The sequence below is a fragment of the Bradyrhizobium erythrophlei genome, from assembly GCF_042430365.1.
In the GTDB taxonomy this organism is placed as follows: domain Bacteria; phylum Pseudomonadota; class Alphaproteobacteria; order Rhizobiales; family Xanthobacteraceae; genus Bradyrhizobium; species Bradyrhizobium erythrophlei.
In genome coordinates this window covers 38,170-56,311 of the sequence record NZ_JBHMET010000144.1, presented here as the reverse complement: position 1 = coordinate 56,311, position 18,142 = coordinate 38,170, and the positions used below count along the sequence as shown (strand labels likewise).

Annotated in this window: 13 protein-coding genes; 8 read left to right on the top strand and 5 right to left on the bottom strand. The window is 63.6% G+C overall.

Annotated features, from left to right (window positions below; genetic code table 11):
• Positions 1-188: 188 nt before the first annotated feature.
• From flgH to flgF, 4 genes are read right to left on the bottom strand one after another with little or no spacing between them, the layout of a single operon-like run.
• Entirely contained in the window at positions 189-941 is a 753-nt protein-coding gene (flgH, locus tag ACFFWD_RS21860) for a flagellar basal body L-ring protein FlgH (protein ID WP_376968554.1), read from the bottom strand.
• Between the two features lie 5 nt (positions 942-946).
• Positions 947-2,014, bottom strand: coding sequence for a flagellar basal body P-ring formation chaperone FlgA (gene flgA, locus ACFFWD_RS21855; protein WP_376968553.1), 1,068 nt, complete (start codon positions 2,012-2,014; stop codon positions 947-949).
• Between the two features lie 2 nt (positions 2,015-2,016).
• A complete protein-coding gene (gene flgG / locus ACFFWD_RS21850) occupies positions 2,017-2,805 on the bottom strand; it encodes a flagellar basal-body rod protein FlgG (protein WP_376968552.1) in 789 nt (262 codons plus the stop codon).
• 16 nt (positions 2,806-2,821) lie between these two features.
• Positions 2,822-3,586 carry a flagellar basal-body rod protein FlgF gene (gene flgF / locus ACFFWD_RS21845; protein WP_376968551.1) on the bottom strand — a complete coding sequence of 255 codons (765 nt, stop codon included), beginning with the start codon at positions 3,584-3,586 and terminating at the stop codon, positions 2,822-2,824.
• A 383-nt stretch (positions 3,587-3,969) separates the two neighbouring features.
• Between flgF and fliL the strand changes: the two genes are divergently transcribed.
• The 7 genes from fliL (at position 3,970) to ACFFWD_RS21810 (ending at position 14,935) form a co-directional block, all read left to right on the top strand.
• A complete protein-coding gene (fliL, locus tag ACFFWD_RS21840) occupies positions 3,970-4,461 on the top strand; it encodes a flagellar basal body-associated protein FliL (RefSeq protein ID WP_376968550.1) in 492 nt (163 codons plus the stop codon).
• A gap of 18 nt (positions 4,462-4,479) precedes the next feature.
• On the top strand, positions 4,480-5,682 hold the full coding sequence (gene fliM, locus ACFFWD_RS21835) for a flagellar motor switch protein FliM (protein WP_376968549.1): 1,203 nt from the start codon (positions 4,480-4,482) through the stop codon (positions 5,680-5,682).
• The gene (locus ACFFWD_RS21830; protein WP_376968548.1) at positions 5,679-6,125 is read left to right on the top strand and encodes a DUF6468 domain-containing protein; all 447 of its coding nucleotides are present in this window, start codon (positions 5,679-5,681) and stop codon (positions 6,123-6,125) included. The genes fliM and ACFFWD_RS21830 overlap by 4 nt, the downstream gene beginning before the upstream one ends.
• Positions 6,122-6,922 carry a MotE family protein gene (locus ACFFWD_RS21825; RefSeq protein ID WP_376968547.1) on the top strand — a complete coding sequence of 267 codons (801 nt, stop codon included), beginning with the start codon at positions 6,122-6,124 and terminating at the stop codon, positions 6,920-6,922. Before ACFFWD_RS21830 ends, ACFFWD_RS21825 begins: the two co-directional genes overlap by 4 nt.
• Before the next feature lie 176 nt (positions 6,923-7,098).
• The gene (locus ACFFWD_RS21820) at positions 7,099-10,986 is read left to right on the top strand and encodes a tetratricopeptide repeat protein (RefSeq protein ID WP_376968546.1); all 3,888 of its coding nucleotides are present in this window, start codon (positions 7,099-7,101) and stop codon (positions 10,984-10,986) included.
• 313 nt (positions 10,987-11,299) lie between these two features.
• The gene (locus ACFFWD_RS21815) at positions 11,300-14,551 is read left to right on the top strand and encodes an AMP-binding protein (protein ID WP_376968545.1); all 3,252 of its coding nucleotides are present in this window, start codon (positions 11,300-11,302) and stop codon (positions 14,549-14,551) included.
• A gap of 213 nt (positions 14,552-14,764) precedes the next feature.
• Positions 14,765-14,935 carry a hypothetical protein gene (locus ACFFWD_RS21810; protein ID WP_193395257.1) on the top strand — a complete coding sequence of 57 codons (171 nt, stop codon included), beginning with the start codon at positions 14,765-14,767 and terminating at the stop codon, positions 14,933-14,935.
• A 224-nt stretch (positions 14,936-15,159) separates the two neighbouring features.
• Here the strand turns inward: ACFFWD_RS21810 and ACFFWD_RS21805 are convergent, their stop codons facing one another.
• On the bottom strand, positions 15,160-16,014 hold the full coding sequence (locus tag ACFFWD_RS21805) for a Bug family tripartite tricarboxylate transporter substrate binding protein (RefSeq protein WP_376968544.1): 855 nt from the start codon (positions 16,012-16,014) through the stop codon (positions 15,160-15,162).
• Between the two features lie 315 nt (positions 16,015-16,329).
• Here ACFFWD_RS21805 and ACFFWD_RS21800 point away from each other — a divergent pair, with 315 nt between their 5' ends.
• Entirely contained in the window at positions 16,330-18,090 is a 1,761-nt protein-coding gene (locus ACFFWD_RS21800) for an adenylate/guanylate cyclase domain-containing protein (protein ID WP_376968543.1), read from the top strand.
• The last annotated feature ends 52 nt before the right edge of the window (positions 18,091-18,142 follow it).

Below are 18,142 nucleotides of genomic sequence, written 5' to 3'. Positions count from 1 at the left end.
CCAGCACGCCATCGCGCGACAGTTAACGGTTCGAGAAGGAGGCTCTGAAAGTTGTAAGGAGGCGGATTGCGAGGTCCTTTTTGCGGAGAGGAAACGACCGCGGCCCTCGCCAGGGGAGCTGACGAGGGCCGCGTTGGTACACCGCGTCGCGCCTAGGTTCGCGACGAGATGTGGGAGCTCAAGAAAGGTTAGAACGGCAGCAGCACGTCCATGACCTGTTGGCCGTAGCGCGGCTGTTGCACGTCGGTGATCTGGCCGCGGCCGCCATAGGCGATGCGGGCCTGTGCGATCTTCGAGGAGTCGATGGTGTTGTCGCTCTGGATGTCCTCCGGGCGCACGATGCCGGCGACGATCAGTTCGCGGATCTCGAAGTTGACGCGGATCTCCTGCTTGCCTTCGACCACGAGGTTGCCGTTCGGCAGCACCTGGGTGACGACGGCGGCGACGTTGGTCTGCAACGCTTCCTGGCGGTTGACCGAGCCCTTACCGTCGCTGCTGGCGGTCGAGTCGGCGGTGAGGATGCGGCCGGGCAGGATCTTGTTCGCCTGCGTGATGGTCTGGGCGCCGATGAAGTTGGTGATCCCCGAATCTTCCTTGTTGGTGCGGCTGCGCTGGGTCTCGTTGGCGATCGCCGCCTTGTCGGTGAAGTTCACCGTCACGGTCATGATGTCACCGACGCGCGCGGCGCGCTGGTCCTTGAAGAAGGCCCGCGATCCGTTCCGCCACAGCGAGTTCGGGCTGTAGGAGGCGACCTCCGGCTTCGGCATCGGCATCTGCACCGGCTTGTAGCCCGGCTGCGTGGTCGGATTCTCGATCTCCGTCAGCTTCGGCTTCTCGCCGATCTGGGAGAGACGGTCGATCGACGAACAACCGCTGGCGATTGTTCCGAGCGCCAGCAGGGCGCCGGTCAGGATGAGACGGTTGATACGATAAGCGTACATGAACTTTACTCGGCGTTTGGAGCGACTGAACTCAGTTTGACTGGTGCGGAGGGCTCGGCGTCGGCGACCGGCTGGCGCGGCGCGGCGACGCTGATCGTGACTTCGCCGCGGCCCGTGACGACGCCGGAGACGACGCGCTTGGACTGCAGATTCATCACACTGACGACGTCGCCCTCGGCGCCGCCGTCCATCGCCTTGCCGCGGATGGTGAGGTAGAGGCCGGCTGAGCGATAGACCAGCGTGACGCCCTGGTCGCGGGTGACGAGATCTGGCTTCGCGAGATCGGCTGTGCGCAGCGCTTGCCCGGCGCGGAGCTGGCGGCGCGCCTGCATGCCGACGGCGCCGTCGCGCACCGCGGCCTCGCCGCCGACCTCCGCTTTCGGGCGCCGCTCGACCAGCACGTCGGAGGCCTTCAGCACTTCGCCGCGCTCGACATTGCGCACCAGCACCGCGGCCTCGACGGTCTCGACCGCCGTTCCGGTGAAGCGCAGCTTGAGTGGGGCGGTGCCGGCCTCGTTGGCGATCTCGAACGTGACGTCGAAGCGGGAGTTGCGCGGCTCATAGCGCACCGCAACCGGCTGCATCGCGCCGGAGTTGGAAGATTCGAGCCGCATGTCGCCGGGATCGCGGTCGAAGGTCAGCGAGATGTTGGCGGCGTCGCCGAGTCCGTTGCGGCGCTCGAGCGCGCGCGCGACCTGCTGCTGGATCTCCGACGTCTCCAGGGTGCGGGAAAGCCGCGTCACCGTGATCTCCTTTAGATCGCGGGTGTCGACGCCGATCATCTGGTGGGTGCGCAGCACATTGAGGACCTGCGCGACCGGCAGCGTGCCCGTGGTGCCGAGGTCGGGCGCGCGGTAGATCGCGATGGTGGCGGCGGGGCCGGCATTGTCGATGAGGTCGCCGACCCGCACGATGTCGCCTGATACCGTGACATTGCCGCGCAGCGCCGGCACGGCGATGGCGTCGTTGCGGCTTTGCGCGTTTGCCGAGGTCGCGGTTGCGGCGACCGACGTGACGCCGGCGGCGAGCAGGGCGGAGGCGATGAGGAGCGAGCGGGCGAGCATCGAGATCATCCTCAGCGGAACAGGTTGGAGGTGGACTGCAGCATCTGGTCGGCCGCCGAGATCACCTTGGCGTTCATCTCGTAGGCGCGCTGGGCTGCGATCAGGTCGGAGATTTCCGAGACCACCTCGACATTGGCCTGTTCGAGGTTGGACTGCTGCATGTCGCCGAAGCCGTCGCTGTTGGCGGTGCCGTCCTGCGGCTGGCCGGAGGCCGGCGTGTCCGTGAACAGATTGTCGCCGATCGGCTGCAGGCCGGCCTTGTTGATGAAGCGGGTCAGGCCGATCTGGCCGAGCGTGGTCGGGGTGGTCGAGCCCGGCAATACCACCGAGACCTGGCCCTGGCTGTTGATAGTGAGCTGCGAGGAGTTCTGCGGGATCGTGATCGTCGGCTGCACCGGGTTGCCCTGCGCATTGACGATACGGCCCTGGTTGTCCATCTGGAACGAGCCGTCGCGGGTGTAGGTGAAGGTGCCATCCGGCATCTGGATCTTGAAGAAGCCCTCGCCGCGGATCGCGATGTCGAGGTCGTTGCCGGTCGGCGACAGCGTGCCCTGGCTCATCAGGCGCGGCGTGCCGACGGTCTTCACGCCGCCGCCGAGATCGATGCCGACAGGCAGGATGGTGCCCTGGGCGGAGGCCTGCGCGCCGACGCGGCGCACATGGTCGTAGATCAGGTCCTGGAACGCGGCGCGCTGCTTCTTGTAGCCGGTGGTGCGCAGGTTCGCGATGTTGTTGGAGATCACCTGAACGTTGAGTTCCTGTGCCGCCATTCCGGTCGCTGCGGTGTAGAGTGCGCGCATTGGTCAGTCCCCCGGATCAGGCCGGCACGTCGGCGAGCTTGTCGATCGCCGATTTGTGCAGGTCGCTCTGCTGCTGCAGCAGCGCAGCGATTTGGGTGTAGGTCCGCGTGATCTCGATCATGCGGCTCATCTCGGTCACGGAATTGACGTTCGACTTCTCGATGAAGCCCTGGCGCAGCTGCGACTTGGTGTCGGGTGCGGGCGCGTTGGCTTCGCCGGCCGCATAGAGGTTGGAGCCCTCCTTGAGCAGGCGCTGGGCCTGCGCGAAGGAGACCATGCGCAGCTTGCCGCGCACCGAGTCGATGCGGCCGATGCCTTCGAGCACGGTGACGTTGCCGTCGGCGGCGATGCTGATCTCCTTGTCGGTCTGCTGGAACACGATCGGGCCGGAATCGCCGAGCACCGGAAAGCCCGAGCTGTTGACGAGCTGGCCCTGGTTGTTGATCTGCAGATTGCCGTCGCGGGTGTAGCGCTCGCCGCCGGGCGTCTGCACCACAAGGAAGCCCGCGCCGTCGATCGCGACGTCGAGCGGGTTCTTGGTCTCTTGCGACGGGCCCTGGCTGAAATCGTGGATGGTGGCGCGGTCCTGCACGAACGAGATGCGGCGGTCCGGGGACACGAAATTGTCCTCATGCGCGTTCGACGCCAAATATTCCTGGAACAGCGACCGGTCGGCCTTGTAGCCGGTGGTGCCGACATTGGCGATGTTGTTGGCAACGACATCCATTTGCCGTTCCAGCACCATCTGCTTCGATAATCCGACCAGAAGCGTATTCTGCATCGGTGGTTCTCCCCTGTGAGGTGATCCGATGCGAAAGCTCTCCCAAGCCGCCACGCCGGACCGTCGATAACCTCTGGGGCTCTCCCAAGCCCTTCGGTTACGCCGTCCTCTCAGCGAAAGCCGTGCCAACCGGGAATGTTGTGTGTTTTGAAGGGGGTAGGCGTTTTGCCGGATGTTCAGCGGGGCGGCAGAAACGGTTTGTTGACCATATTTGCCCGGCAGTTTTTTCCTAGTTGAGGGGTAATCCTAAGCTTCCGTTAACCATTATTACCGTAGCGTTGCCGTCATTGGGGCGCGCGTGTGCGCCGGCGGCATGTATCGCGTCTTGAAAGCCTGGGCTGGTGGCAATCGCGTTCGCATCCTTCATTTGAAGCGGGCGGACGATGGCGGACGAGGAAAAACCTGATAGCGGCGAGGGCGCAGAGGCCGCCCCGAAGAAGGGCAAGCTCAAGCTGATCATTGCCGCCGTCGGCTTCCTCCTCATCGTCGGCGGCGGTGCGGCGGGATGGTTCTTCTTCATGCGCGGCCACGGCGAGGAGCACCACGCCGAGGCGCCGCCGCCGAAGCCGCCGTCCTTCGTCGACGTCCCTGACATGATGGTCAACCTGGTCGGCGCCCCCGGCGAGCGCGTGCAATATCTCAAGCTGAAGCTCGTGCTCGAGGTCAAGGAAGAGAAGCAGGTCGAGGCGATCAAGCCGGCGCTGCCGCGCGTCACCGACCTGTTCCAGACCTATATGCGCGAACTGCGCCCGAGCGACCTCAACGGCTCGGCCGGCCTGTTCCGCCTCAAGGAAGAGCTCACCAGGCGCGTCAATTCGGCGCTCGCGCCCAACCAGGTCAGCGCGGTGCTGTTCAAGGAAGTCGTGATCCAGTGACGGGGCGGATGTAGAGCCATGGCCGGCAACGACCAGATGGACCAGGACGCCATTGCGGCACAATGGGAAGCCTCGCTCGACTCCGAGGATCCCGCCGTCGCCGCGGAAGAGGCCGCCAAGAACGAACTCACCGAGAGCATGGCGCTGCAATGGGCTGCCATGGTCGAGGACGGCAGCCGCGACTTCGGCGCCAAGAACAACAACAGCGAGCGCGTGCTCTCGCAGGAGGAGATCGACAATCTCCTCGGCTTCACCGTCGGCGACGTCAATCTCGACGACCATTCCGGCATCCGCGCCATCATCGATTCCGCGATGGTGTCCTACGAGCGCCTGCCGATGCTCGAAATCGTGTTCGACCGCCTGGTGCGGTTGATGACGACGAGCTTGCGCAATTTCACCTCCGACAACGTCGAAGTCTCGCTCGACCGCATCACCTCGGTGCGCTTCGGCGACTACATGAACTCGATCCCGCTGCCGGCGGTGCTCTCGGTGTTCAAGGCGGAGGAGTGGGAGAATTTCGGCCTCGCGATGGTCGATTCCAACCTGATCTACTCGATGATCGACGTCTTGCTCGGCGGCCGCCGCGGCCAGACCCAGCTCCGCATCGAGGGCCGGCCCTACACCACGATCGAGACCAATCTGGTCAAGCGGCTGGTCGAGGTGGTGCTGGCCGATGCTGAGCAGGCGTTCCGCCCGCTGTCGCCGGTGACGTTCACGATCGACCGCCTCGAGACCAATCCGCGCTTCGCCGCGATCAGCCGCCCTGCCAACGCCGCGATCCTGGTGCGGTTGCGCATCGACATGGAGGACCGCGGCGGCAATGTCGAGCTGCTGCTGCCCTACGCAACCATCGAACCGATCCGCAACGTGCTGTTGCAGATGTTCATGGGCGAAAAATTCGGCCGCGATCCGATCTGGGAAGGCCACTTCGCGACCGAGGTCGCGCAGGCCGAGATCGCGGTCGACGCCGTGCTGTACGAGGCCGACATTCCGCTGAAGCAGCTGATGAAGCTGAAGGTCGGCGACACCCTGCCGCTCGAGATCCGCTCCGATGCGCTGGTCTCGGTCCGCTGCGGCAACGTCACCCTGACCGAAGGGCGCATGGGCCGGGTCGGCGACCGCGTCGCGATCCGGGTCACCAAGAATTTGCGCAAACCCCAAACCACCTTCGCGATGTTCGAGAAGGCCGACGAGCAGACCAAGATGATGGAGGCACCATGAGTCATGGACTTGGAATAGCAATCGAGAGTCTGGTGGCCGTGCTCCTGACGGTGACGATCGGCTATTGCTGGTTGCTCAACAAACGGCTGCAGCGGCTGAAGGCCGATGAGCATTCGCTGAAGGCGACGATTGCCGAGCTGATCACCGCGACCGAGATCGCCGAGCGCGCGATCGGCGGGCTCAAGCACACGGTGCGCGACGTCAACGAGAACCTCGGCACCCAGCTCGCCGAGGCGACGCAGATGTCGATCCAGCTGAGGAACGCGCTCGCCGAAGGCGACAATGTGGTGCGCCGTCTCTCCAAGATCGCGCTCGCGGCACGGCCGGCCGAACCCGCAGCCCCAGCGGCGCCGCCGGCGCCGAAGGTTTCCACCGCGCGCGCGGTCGCGGCCGCTGCTGAAGCCTTCACCGAACGCCGGAGGGCCAGCGGTCTCGCTGCATGAAGTCGTTCCGTGACATCAGGGTCATCCCCGTCGTCCTGGTCGCGATCTTCGGCCTGATGGTGCTGAAGATCGCGGGCCTCGTGCTCGATGGCGGCTATGTGTTCGACTACGATCCGCAGTCGACCAAGCCGTCATGGGCGCAGGAGAACTTCAACTTCCCGCGCGGCACCGAGGTCCGTGCCGAGCCGAAGATCAAGGTCGACCCCTCCGACATCACGGGATCGGTGCACGGCAAGGAAGAAAAGAAGGAGGAGCCGAAGCCGGCCGCCGCCGCCGAGCCGCCGCCGAAGCCCGACGGCGTCGTCGTCAACATGGAGCAGGCTGCGCCGGTGTCGGCCTCCGAGCGCGCGATCCTTGAACGGCTGCAGGCGCGCCGCCAGGAGCTCGAGCAGCGCGCACGCGAGGTCGAGATTCGCGAGAGCCTGCTGAAGGCCGCCGAGAAGCGCATCGAGGCCAAGGTCGATGAGGCCAAGGCCAACGACGCGAAGTCGAGCGCCGCCGCGGCCGCGAAGGCCGAGGCCGACGCGGCGCGCTTCAAGGGTATCGTCACGATGTATGAGAACATGAAGCCGAAGGACGCGGCGAAGGTGTTCGACCGCCTCGAGATGAACGTGCTCTACGACATCGCCTCGCAGATCCAGCCGCGCAAGATGTCCGACATTCTAGGCCTGATGCAGCCCGAGGCCGCCGAGCGACTTACCGTCGAGCTCGCCCGCCGCGCCGGCGGCGACAAGTCGGCCTCGACCGCCGAGCTGCCCAAGATCGAAGGCAAGATGCTGACGCCGAAGTCGAACTGACGGCGCTGTGACAGATTGACGACGGTGCCGGCGGCGCGTCCTGCGGTTTCGATCAATTAAGGCATCGCAAACGGGCGTGTTTAACAGCTCCTTAACGCCACCAATCCAAGATCGGAGGCGCGTGGGCGAGGGCGCTTCGCGCTGGCTTGGCTGAGATCCCGAGAAGACGTTTCGAGATGGCGCGAACGGCTGCCGCTGGAACATGGTCGCAAGGCCGCGCATGGGCGCGGGCTGCGGTTCTGCGTGCGTTCGCCGCAGGTCTCGTCCTTGGCCTGATCATCCCGGCCGCCGCGCGGGCTGACGACCCGGTGCGGGGCGAGGCGACGTTCTTCGCCGCCAACGGCTATGCCCGGCTGGTGCTGAAGCTGAAGGAGGACGTCGAGTCCCAGGTGATGACTGCGGGCTCGATCATCGTGATCCGCTTCAAGCGTCCGGTCGACATCCCCGTCGAGAAGCTGGCCGACGCGGTGCCCGACTATGTCGGCATGGCGCGACGCGATCCCGACGGCTCGGCGATCCGCCTTTCGCTGACGCGTCGCGTGACCGTCAACACCATGACGGCGGGCGAGCGCATCTTCGTCGATTTCCTGCCCGACGGCTGGACCGGGCCGCCGCCGTCGCTGCCGCAGGAGGTGATCCGCGAGCTTGCCGAGCGCGCCCGCGCCGCCGAACGCCTGTTGCGGCAGCAGCGCGCCGCCGAGGCCGCGAAGAAGAAGCCGCCGGTGCGCGTCCGCGCGCTGGTGCAGCCGACCTTCGTGCGTTTCGTATTCGAGGTGCCCGACGGCGTCGGCGTTTCCTCGGTGTTGAACGAGCAGAAGCTGACCTTGTCGTTCAACTCGGTGCTGACCTTCGACCTCGCCGACGCCAAGGTCGCCGCACCTCCAAACGTTGCCTCGATCACCGCGCGCGCCGATGCCGACACCTCGGCCGTCGACATGACCCTGATCGGCGACGTCGACGTGCATTCGTTCCGCGAGGAGAAGAACTACATCATCGACGTCGCCTTCCAGCAGAGCGAGCAGCAGGCGGCACCCGCCGAAGCGCATGGCGCCAGCGCCGCGCACGCCCCGGCGTCGGCAATGCCCGCGGCCGCCTCGCTGGTGCCGACCGCGCGCGGCAAGCTGAAGGAGGCGATGCCGCTGCAGCAGCCGCCGGCGATCGCGCCGGTGACCTCGGAAGGCATCGCCGAGCAGGCCAGGATCGAGATCAAGCCCGAGCCGGCCAAGCCGGAGCAAGCCAAATCGGAGCAGGCGAAATCGGAACAAGCGAAGTTCGAACCGGCCAAGGTCGAGCCGTCGAAGGCCGATGTGTCATCGGCCGAGCCCGCGCCGCCGGTCGAGACCGCTTCGGAGCAGCCTGCCCACGACAAGCCGGTACCAGCCGCCGCACCGGCGACGCCTGTCGCGGAAGCGGCAGCGGAGCCGGAGAAATCAGCCATGCCGCATGACGGCGCGCCTGCGCCGGCTGAGCCTAGGCCGTCTGCCGCGAGCGAAGCGCCGAAGTCTGCTCCATCTGTTGCGGAGGCCGCGCCAGAGGCGCCGATGGTCAAGCCGGCCGCGGTCGAAGCGCGCCCCGCGGAGGCGCGTCCCGGCGCCAAGGGCGCATCGGTCGAGGCGCAGCGCGACAGCGACGGGCTGCGCGTCACGTTCTCGTTCCCTGCGGCAACGCCGGCGGCGCTGTTTCGCCGCGCCGATGCGGTGTGGATGGTGTTCGACACGCCTGACGCGATCGACGTCGAGCCGATCCGCGCCAAGGGCGGCGCCGTGATCGCCGACGTCAGCCGCGTGCCGCTGGAGAAGGGGCTCGCGGTCCGCTTCCGCCTCAACCGGCCGCAGATGCCCTCGCTCGAGAGCGACGAGCGGTCGCGCGGCGTGAGCTGGACGCTGACCTTCGCCGACCGCGTCCAGAAGCCGCCGCTGCCGCTCTCCGTGGTGCGCAACATCTCCGATCCCGCGCTCGCCAATGTCAGCGTGCCGCTGGCCAATCCCGGCCAGCTCCTCAGACTGCTCGATCCCGATGCCGGCGACATGCTCTGGGTCGTCACCGCGCCGCCGCCGACCCGCGGCATCATCAAGCGGCAGGATTTCGTCGAGCTGTCGCTGATGGAATCGATCCATGGCCTCGTGGTCCATCCGAACTCCGACGACGTGAAGGCCGAGGTCGGCGCCGATAAGGTGATGTTGGGACGGCCGGGCGGCCTGACGCTGTCGTCGGCCGACGTCGCCGCCGAGCGCGCCACCGCCGCCGTCAAGCCGCTGTTCGATGCCGACGAATGGCGCAAGAACCAATCGGAGAATTTCCTGCCGCGGCTAGACGGCCTGGTCACGGCGATGTCGGCGGCCAACGCCGAGCAGTTGCCGCAGGCGCGGCTCGATCTCGCCGATTTCTACATGGCGCGCGGCATGTACCCGGAAGCCCATGGCGTCGCCAATCTGATCCTGTCCGAGAGCAAGCGCGGCAGCGAGGAGCCGGCGGTGGTGATGGTGCACGCGGTGGCGAGCATCCTGATCGGCCGTCCGGCGCAGGGCCTGAAGGACCTCGCCAACCCTGTGATCGGCAACGGCTATGATTCCCAATTGTGGAAGGCGCTCGCCTTTGCGCGCCAGGGCAAATGGGCCGACGCGCGGGAGAAGTTCAAGAATGCCGAGTTTTCGGTGGCGACGCTGCCCTCCGACCTGCAACGCATCATCACCATGGACTCGATGAAGGCCTCGCTCGAGGTGAAGGACTATGCCGGCGCCGCGCGGCGCAAGAGCGAGCTCGACGTGATCGGCGTTCCCGCCGACGTCAAGCCCGCGGTTGCCGTGTTGCGCGGCCGGCTCGCCGAGGCGCTCGGCCAGGAGAAGGACGCGCTCGACGCCTATCGCTTTGCCGCGAACTCGGCCGATCGTCAGGCCGCGGCCGAGGGCAAGCTGCTGGAGACCCTGCTGCGGCAGAAGCGCGGCGAGATCGGCCAGGCCGACGTGCTGAAGGAGCTCGAGCTGCTGTCGATGATGTGGCGCGGCGACGCCATCGAATTGAAGACGCTGTTCGTGCTGTCCAGGATCTATTCCGAGACCGGGCGCTATGCGGACGCCTTCGCCGCGACCCGTGCCGCGACGCGGTTGCAGCCGAACTCGCCGGAATCGCGCCAGGCGCAGGACGCGGCGTCGGCACTGTTCGTGCAGCTGTTCCTCGGCCCCAAGGGCGACGAGATGCCGCCGATCGACGCGCTCGGCACCTTCTACGATTATCGCGAGCTGACCCCGATCGGCCGCCGCGGCGACGAGATGATCCGCCGTCTCGCCGACCGCCTCGTCAGCGTCGACCTGCTCGACCAGGCCGCCGACCTCCTGCAATACCAGGTCGACAAGCGGCTCGAAGGCGCGGCCCGCGCCCAGGTCGCAGCCCGGCTTGCAATGGTCTATCTCACCAACCGCAAGCCCGACCGCGCCATCGCCGCACTGCGCTCGACGCGAATCGCCGACCTCTCCGGCGAGTTGCGCACGCAGCGGCTGCTGCTCGAGGCGCGCGCGCAGAGCGACGTCGGCCGCCACGACCTCGCGCTCGACATCATCTCCAACATCACCGGCCGCGAGGCGATCCGCCTGCGCTCGGATATCTACTGGGCCTCGCGGCAATGGCGCGAGGCGTCCGAGCAGATCGAGCTCTATTACGGCGAGCGCTGGCGCGACTTCACGCCGCTCAATGCCGGCGAGAAGGCCGACGTCATCCGCGCCGTGGTTGGCTACGCGCTCGCGGAGGACGCCATTGGCCTGTCGCGGTTCCGGGAAAAATTCGCGCCGCTGATGTCGGGCGAGGCCGACAAGCTCGCCTTCGACGCCGCCAGCAAGCCGGTGGCGACCTCGAGCGCCGAGTTCGCCCAGATCGCGCGGATGGCCGCGAGCGTCGACACGCTCGACGGCTTCATCCGCGAAATGAAGACCCGCTTCCCGGATGCCACCGCCCGCGCGCCGCTGCCCGAACCGGTCACGACCGGATCGCTGCCGGACAAGGTGAAGGCCGATCCTGTCAGCGCGCTGCCCGCGATCAAGGGCGAGCGGCGCGCGAGCGCTGCGCGCTAGGGGCGCAACTATAGAAGCGCGATGTCTGCTCTTAGGAGCAATGGCGACATGCGCTTAGAGCGTGAGCGTGCCACCGTTTGACCCGAAACGGTCGTCGGCCACGCCGGACAGCGGCTCAACATACTGCTATAAGCGTTGAGCTTCCTAAGATGCTGTCAGAATGGGCAACTTGCCTAAGCTCAGCCGAGGCGCCTGCGGTCGACTGCCCGACGACGTTATCCGCGTATTCTCGCCCTTCAATGTGTTTGATGGTTCTGGGAAATGACTTCAGCAGCGCAGGATACGGAGCGACATTGACGAAGAGGGGGCGGCGTTGTCGAATATTGTCAAGGAATTGCAGAACGGTATCGCACGCAAGAGCGCCGGCAGACGCCCCTTTCCGTGCGTTCGAGATCTCCTCGCCGACCATGCGGAAAATGCGCCCGAGCGCCACGCCATTCTGGCCCCCGCACGCCTCCCGATGACGTATGGCGCGCTGTGGACGCAGGCAAACGATGTGGTTTTCGGGTTGCGGAACATCGGCGTGCGCCGAACTGACAGGGTCGCGGTGGTGTTGTCGGACGGACCAGAGGCTGCAGTAGCGGCGATCACGGTTGCAGCCGGCGCGGTTTGTGTACCTCTCAATCCGGGTTTCACGTGTGATGAATACGAGCGTTATTTCGGCGAATTGCGCCTAGCGGCGCTATTGACGCACGCTGACTTGAATTCGGCCAGCCGACGCGCCGCCCGCATCCAGGGCGTGCCCGTGATCGATGTGTCGATGCGGCCCAACGAGGGGGCCGGCGCGTTCAGTGTTGTCGGTCGGGCACCGCAACTCCTGGCTGACGACGAGTTTGCGTCCAGCGCTGACGACGCGTTCATCCTGATGACATCTGGCAGTACGTCGCGGCCCAAAACGGTCCCTCTGACCCATGCGAGCGTCTGTCTGTCGGCCGACAACGTTGGCGCCGCCTTGGAGCTTGAGGCTCGCGACCGATTGCTGAGCGTGCTGCCTCTCTTTCATGGGCATGGCTTGATCTCGGGACTTCTGGCCGCGCTTGCGGCGGGCTCCAGTGCGGTCTGTCCGCCCGGCTTCGATGCAACAGCGTTCTTCGGCTGGCTGACGGAATTTCGACCAACCTGGTACACGGCGGTACCGGCAATCCATCGCGCGCTATTGGCGGCGGATCCCTACAGGCAGGCTGCGCAGCGGTCCTCCTTGCGGCTTGTTCGTTCGGCTTCGACGTCTCTGTCGTCGGAAGTGCTCGACGGACTGGAAGCGTTATTTGGTGTTCCCGTTATCGACACCTACGGCATGACGGAGGCCGCCACCCAGATCGCTGCAAATCCCTTGCAGCGGCGAAAGCGCGGTTCAGTCGGCCGGCCGGCCGGCCCCGAGATCGCGATACTGGACAGTGGAGGTCGTCGCTTGCCGTCCGGCAAACGTGGAGAGATCGCGCTGCGAGGTCCCACCATAACCAGGGGGTACGACAATGATGCCGCCGCTACCGCGTCCGCATTTCAGGGCGGCTGGTTCCGGACCGGCGACGTCGGATACCTGGACGCCGACCGGTATCTCTTCATCGTCGGTCGCATCAAGGAGATCATCCATAAGGGCGGGCAGAAGGTTGCCCCCGCCGAGGTAGAGGGGGCCTTGCTGAGCCACCCGGCTGTGATCGAAGCCGCTGTTTTCCCTGTCCCCCATGAGCGACTGGGCGCGGACGTCGCCGCCGCTATCGTGCTGCGCCAGGACGCAAAGGTGAGCGCACAAAGTCTCCGAGACTTTGCCCGAGGACGCCTGGCCGGGTTTAAGGTCCCTGGCCTCATCCTGATTGTGCCGGAGATCCCGAAAGGCGCCGGCGGGAAGATCAAGCGCAATGAACTTGCGGCCGGCTTTTCAAAGACTCGACCAATCCAGGACGGCGGCAAGGAAGATGCGCCCAGCTCGGAATTGGAGCGTCAACTGGCCGGTATCTGGAAGGACATCCTGGATATCGATCAGATCAGCGTTGACCAGGATGTCTTCGCGCTCGGGGTGGATTCACTTGCCATGACGCAGATGATTTCGCGTGTGGAGGAGCGCTTCGGCATCACCCTGTCATTCGAGGATATCTTCAGTTCGTCGACCGTTGCGGCTCTTGCGCTTCGCCTTGAATCATCAAAAGGGGGCGCCGGCTCGTTAGCGCGCCCGCACGATCCGCCAACGGAGATCTCGCGCGCTGATGGAGATGGCCCACAGCCGGTGTCCATCGTGCAGGAGCGCATGCTGCGCATCGAGCGAAAACTACCCGGATTACCCCAGTTCAACCTGCCGTTCGCTTATCGATTGCAGGGCCGACTAAACATTCCCGTGCTCGAGCAGAGCCTTGCCGAGGTCGTGCGTCGGCACGACATGCTGCGCACGGTGTTTATCTGGCAGGGTGAGGTTCCTCTCGCTCGCGTCGTGCCGGACGTCGATGTCAGATCAATCCTGACCGTGAAGGATTATGCAGCCCCGGCGCATACCGGAGATGCCCGGGCCAAGGAACTGCTGCTGGTAAAGGCGAAGTTGGAAGCCGAGCGGGGCTCCTTGGCGCCGATCGACATGAACAATGCGCCACTGTTCCGGGCCTACATCTTCCGGCTCGACGCCAGCGACAATGTTTTGCTTCTGGTCATGCACGATATCATCATTGATGGCTGGTCGATGGCAATCTTCATGGAGGAGCTTTTGGAGATCTATGCCGCTTCGATTGCCGGTGCGAAGGCGCAGCTGCCGGAACCATCGTTTCAGTTTTCCGACTTCGCTCGCTGGCAGCGTTTGTGGTCCAGCACCGAGGAAGCAAACAGACAGTTCGCTTACTGGAAGCGGTGCCTCGACAAAGCCTCACCTCCATTTGCGGCCCCGAAAAGCAGCGTTGGAAGCGAATTGACCTCGCGCGTTCTCCAGGAACCATTCCAAATATCGAACAATCTGGTGACGCAGCTGAGCGCCATGAGCCGTGACCGGGGCGTAACTCTGTTCATGAGTTTACTCGCCGGTTTCAAGACTCTGCTGTTGCTCCGGAGCGAACGCAACGACATTTGCGTAGCGACTTTGATGGCCAATCGGCCTCAACTCAGGACAGAACGCGTGATCGGTCCGTTCGCGAACACAACGATTATCCGCACCCAACTTGATGCTGATCTGACCTTTAGCGAAGCGCTTAATCGCGTGCGCAAGGCCGTCTTGGAGGCTTACGCCAGACAAGAACTTCCCTTCGATATCATTGCCAGCCGACTAGCGGAAGAAACCGGCTTGTGCCCGGCATCGCTCGTTCAAGTTTATTTCGTTCTCCAAGTTGCGTTCCGCCGAGCGCTCCAGCTGCCCGATCTGACGGTTCGGCCGTTCGGCTACCAAGAAGAACGGTCTGCCATGCCGATCGATCGCGCTTGGCTTTCGATAACCCTCAAGGACACCCCGTCGGGGATTACCGGCATATGCGGGCGTAAGGACGACTTGTTCGAGCCAAACACCGTCCAGAATTGGATTGCCGATTACACGGCAATCTTGGCCAATGCGGCCGCAAACCCCAACAAGCAGCTTGGCCGATTGATCGATCCTTGAAACGATCAGGTCAGTCGCACCAAGCCGGTGAAAAAAGTGCAAAGCTTTGTGCCGGGGTCCTGCCACGCGCAAGGTAGCCCAAAATTCGTCCGATCCGAGTATCATCCAGCTTGATTATCTACTAGAAATTGTCGACAATTCAGCCGCGCACTGGACAAGGGATTGATCAAATCTAGTTTTTGCCACTTGGAGGCGGCGATGTGTAGATTTGCAGTGGATCTCATCGACTTCGAGGAATTGACCGCGGCGCAAAGGAAAGCACTGCTAAAGGACCTGCAGAAGCGCAGGGATGCTCTTCAAGCGCAGCTTGAGGGTGTCAATGAATCGCTGAAGGGCGTCAACCAAGCGCTCAAGACGGTCCAAAAAGTATCAAAGCGCCGGTAGTGCCCCGGGCCGCCGGCGCCCGACAAGGCTGCAAACTGGTCTCCGTGCTTCATCCGTGCAGGGGCTCCGTGATCGGAGCTTGAGGCAACCCCCAAACATGGGCTTGCCGAATGCGGAGAAGACGGCGGAGCGCCTGACCAAAGGGCACGCAAAATCGACACTGCTCCGGACGGCAGAGTGTGAAGCCCGTAGTCACGTCATGGCCGGCCACCGTTGCTGCTGTGTCAGGGTTGAATTCCGAGCACCTTAAGTATTGGCGCCCACTGGGCGTAATCTTTCTCATGCATCGCTCGTGCTTCAGCACCGGATCGCCATACATGCTTAAATCCGACATTTTGCAGTTTTTCTTGAGAACGTTGCGATGCTTGCCGGAAAATCTCGGAGAGTCGGGCGACTTCCTCCGCTGATGTTTCCGGCGGAGCGAAGATGCCGACCCATCCTTCCGTCTCAATCCCGCTGCCGGTTTGCGCAAGAATGCGAAGCGAATCTTGAAACGGGAGAAAGTCTGGAAAAGGAACAATCGCAACCGCGACGTGCCCCCCAAGGACACTGAGGATCGCCGGCGCCGACCCTTGATAGGGCACGTGCACCATCGGCACTCCGTAGTCGTTGAAAAGCTTTGTACCTATGAGATGGGGAATGCTCCCGGCGCCTGCGGTGGCTACGGTGCGATATTTCTCCTCGCGCGAGGCTTCCTTCATGTACTCAGCAAGATGCGCGGCAGCGTCTTTTCTCGTGACAGCAACGTATGAGAAGGTCGCCGAAATTCCGATGGGCACGAGCTCGCTTTGAGGAGACGTTCTGAGTGACGATGTGGAGGACATGAACAAGAGTGTCTGAGTCCCCTTTTGCCGAAGTACCCAATCCGCCGCTATCGCCCCTCCCGCACCAGGTCGATTTTCCACGATCGTCGAGGTTCGCGTAATCTGCTCTGCTGCTTCAGCAATGATTCTGGCTGCGGTTGAAGAGGTTCCCCCTGCCGCAAATCCCACAACCAATGTAATCTGCCCATCATTCGGCAGTGCGGGACTGGAGAGCATCACAAGCGCGGCGAGAAATAGCGGCGTGAGTCTCGTCATGCGCTGATCCCTTTTTCGACGAGTATCGCGATTTTCAAAGACAACTGGACCACGCGCCCTTCAAGGGCGCAACCTCCGAAAGAACGTCATCTGACCGGCTTGGCGCTCTCCGGCACACTGCGGGCGCGCCCATCCGTCCGCGAATCGCACACGCTTCGCCATCAAAACAGGCAGAATTCGATACCGAGATCGATCTCGCCGATCTCAGCGGGCTGGCACGGTCTGTAGGACACCGGTGTTCGGAGCCCGATAGACACCTCCTGCTTCTGACAATAGACTTTGATTAAAGATCGGATCGGATCAGGGCGAGCTTTTATGGCCGCAGACCGTGTGGAACGGCGACTGAGTGCTATTTTCGTGGCCGATGTGGCTGGCTACAGCCGCCTAATGGGTGCTGATGAGGAGGGTACGCATGCCCGGCTGAACGACCATCTGTCCGCGCTCCTCCATCCCGAGATCGAAAAGCACGGCGGGCGGCTCATCAGAAGCGCCGGCGACGGAGTGTTGGTGGAGTTTGCCAGCGTGGTCAGCGCGATGCGATGCGCCGTTGCGATACAGCGTGGCATGATCACCCGAAACACCGATGTGCGAATTGAGAAACGGATCGAGTTCCGCATTGGCATCAATGCCGGTGACATCATTATAGAAGGCGGCGATATCTTTGGGGACGGGGTAAATGTTGCGGCTCGGCTCGAGGCGCTTTGCGAGCCGGGCGGTATCTGTGTGTCGCAACGCGTACGAGAAGATACGCAGGATAAGCTTGACGTCGAATTCGAAGATAGTGGCGAGCATCAACTGAAGAATATTGCGCGGCCGGTGCGGGTCTATCGCGTGTCGTTCGGCAACGCTTCGGCGCGACCGGCGCTTGCGCTTCCCGACAAGCCATCGGTCGCTGTCCTGGCTTTTGAGAATATGAGTCGCGACCCGGAGCAGGAGTACTTTGCGGATGGAATTTCGGAAGACATTATCACTGAGTTGTCCCGCTTCTCCGACTTGTTCGTGATCGCCCGCAATTCGAGTTTTCGATACAAGGGCAGAGCGATTGATTTGCGTCAGGTGGGTCGAGAACTCGGCGTGCGCTATGTTCTGGAGGGCAGCGTTCGTCGGGGCAATGACCGAGTTCGGATCACGGCGCAGCTGATTGATGCTGCAAGTGGCGTCCACCGCTGGGCCGAGCGCTATGATCAGAAGTTAAAGGATGTATTTGCGATCCAGGACGACGTTGCGCGGACGATCGCCGCAATTCTGGTCGCGCATGTGAACATGGCGGAAGCCGAACGCACCTTGCTCAAGCCGCCCGCGACTTGGCAGGCCTACGATCACTACATGCGCGCGGCTGCGGCCTGGATATCGTTCCAGTCCTCGTGGCAAATGGCGGAATTATTGAGGACACGAGGGCATCTTGCAGATTCGCTGGCCATCGATCGGAAATATGCCCGTTGCTATGCAATGCTGGCCAGCACTCACCGGGTGGCTTGGCTCAATCCCCTGAACGATGAATATTTGAGCCCGACTATCCTTGACCTGGCCATCAAATTGGCGCGCACGGCAATTGCGCTCAATCCGAGCCTGCCCGAAGCCTATGCCGAATTGGGCTATAATATCATCCGGAAGCGTGACTTCGACGCAGCGACTGCCGCCGCCGAAAGAGCGCTTGCGCTAAACCCCAATTTCGCGGATTACCGGCTTGCGCAAATTTTTTACTCGGTGGGAGAGCCGGCAAGAGCTATTGCCATCGCCAAGTTGCAAATGCGCCTTGATCCATTCCATCCGCATTTTGCGCCGTTGATGGCCGGCGTAGCTCACTACCACCTCAAAGAGTACCACGATGCCCAACATTGGTTGACTGAAGCGATTGGCCGCGCGCCCAATCACCAGTATGGCCACGCCTTCTTGGCCGCGACGTACGCTCAGCTGGGACGAATGGAAGATGCTCGTGTAGAGGCAAGCGAGGTTCTACGCCTGAATCCAAGATACAGCATCAGCGGCACCCAGAAGCAGGTATCCATTCTCAAACGCGCCGAAGACTTGGAGCACCTGGTTGATGGGCTGCGAAAGGCCGGCCTTCCACCATAGCGCAGCCTGCAAGGGCCTTCACAGCCTAGCGTAGCAATCGCTGGCATGCCAA

Excerpts from the sequence above, each read along its gene's own strand:
- ACFFWD_RS21825 (WP_376968547.1), top strand. The coding sequence starts at position 6,122 with ATGAAGTCGTTCCGTGACATCAGGGTCATCCCCGTCGTCCTGGTCGCG.
- flgF (WP_376968551.1), bottom strand. The coding sequence starts at position 3,586 with ATGCAGAATACGCTTCTGGTCGGATTATCGAAGCAGATGGTGCTGGAA.
- fliL (WP_376968550.1), top strand. The coding sequence starts at position 3,970 with ATGGCGGACGAGGAAAAACCTGATAGCGGCGAGGGCGCAGAGGCCGCC.
- ACFFWD_RS21800 (WP_376968543.1), top strand. The coding sequence starts at position 16,330 with ATGGCCGCAGACCGTGTGGAACGGCGACTGAGTGCTATTTTCGTGGCC.
- ACFFWD_RS21820 (WP_376968546.1), top strand. The coding sequence starts at position 7,099 with ATGGCGCGAACGGCTGCCGCTGGAACATGGTCGCAAGGCCGCGCATGG.
- flgG (WP_376968552.1), bottom strand. The coding sequence starts at position 2,805 with ATGCGCGCACTCTACACCGCAGCGACCGGAATGGCGGCACAGGAACTC.
- flgH (WP_376968554.1), bottom strand. The coding sequence starts at position 941 with ATGTACGCTTATCGTATCAACCGTCTCATCCTGACCGGCGCCCTGCTG.
- ACFFWD_RS21830 (WP_376968548.1), top strand. The coding sequence starts at position 5,679 with ATGAGTCATGGACTTGGAATAGCAATCGAGAGTCTGGTGGCCGTGCTC.
- fliM (WP_376968549.1), top strand. The coding sequence starts at position 4,480 with ATGGCCGGCAACGACCAGATGGACCAGGACGCCATTGCGGCACAATGG.
- ACFFWD_RS21805 (WP_376968544.1), bottom strand. The coding sequence starts at position 16,014 with ATGACGAGACTCACGCCGCTATTTCTCGCCGCGCTTGTGATGCTCTCC.
- flgA (WP_376968553.1), bottom strand. The coding sequence starts at position 2,014 with ATGATCTCGATGCTCGCCCGCTCGCTCCTCATCGCCTCCGCCCTGCTC.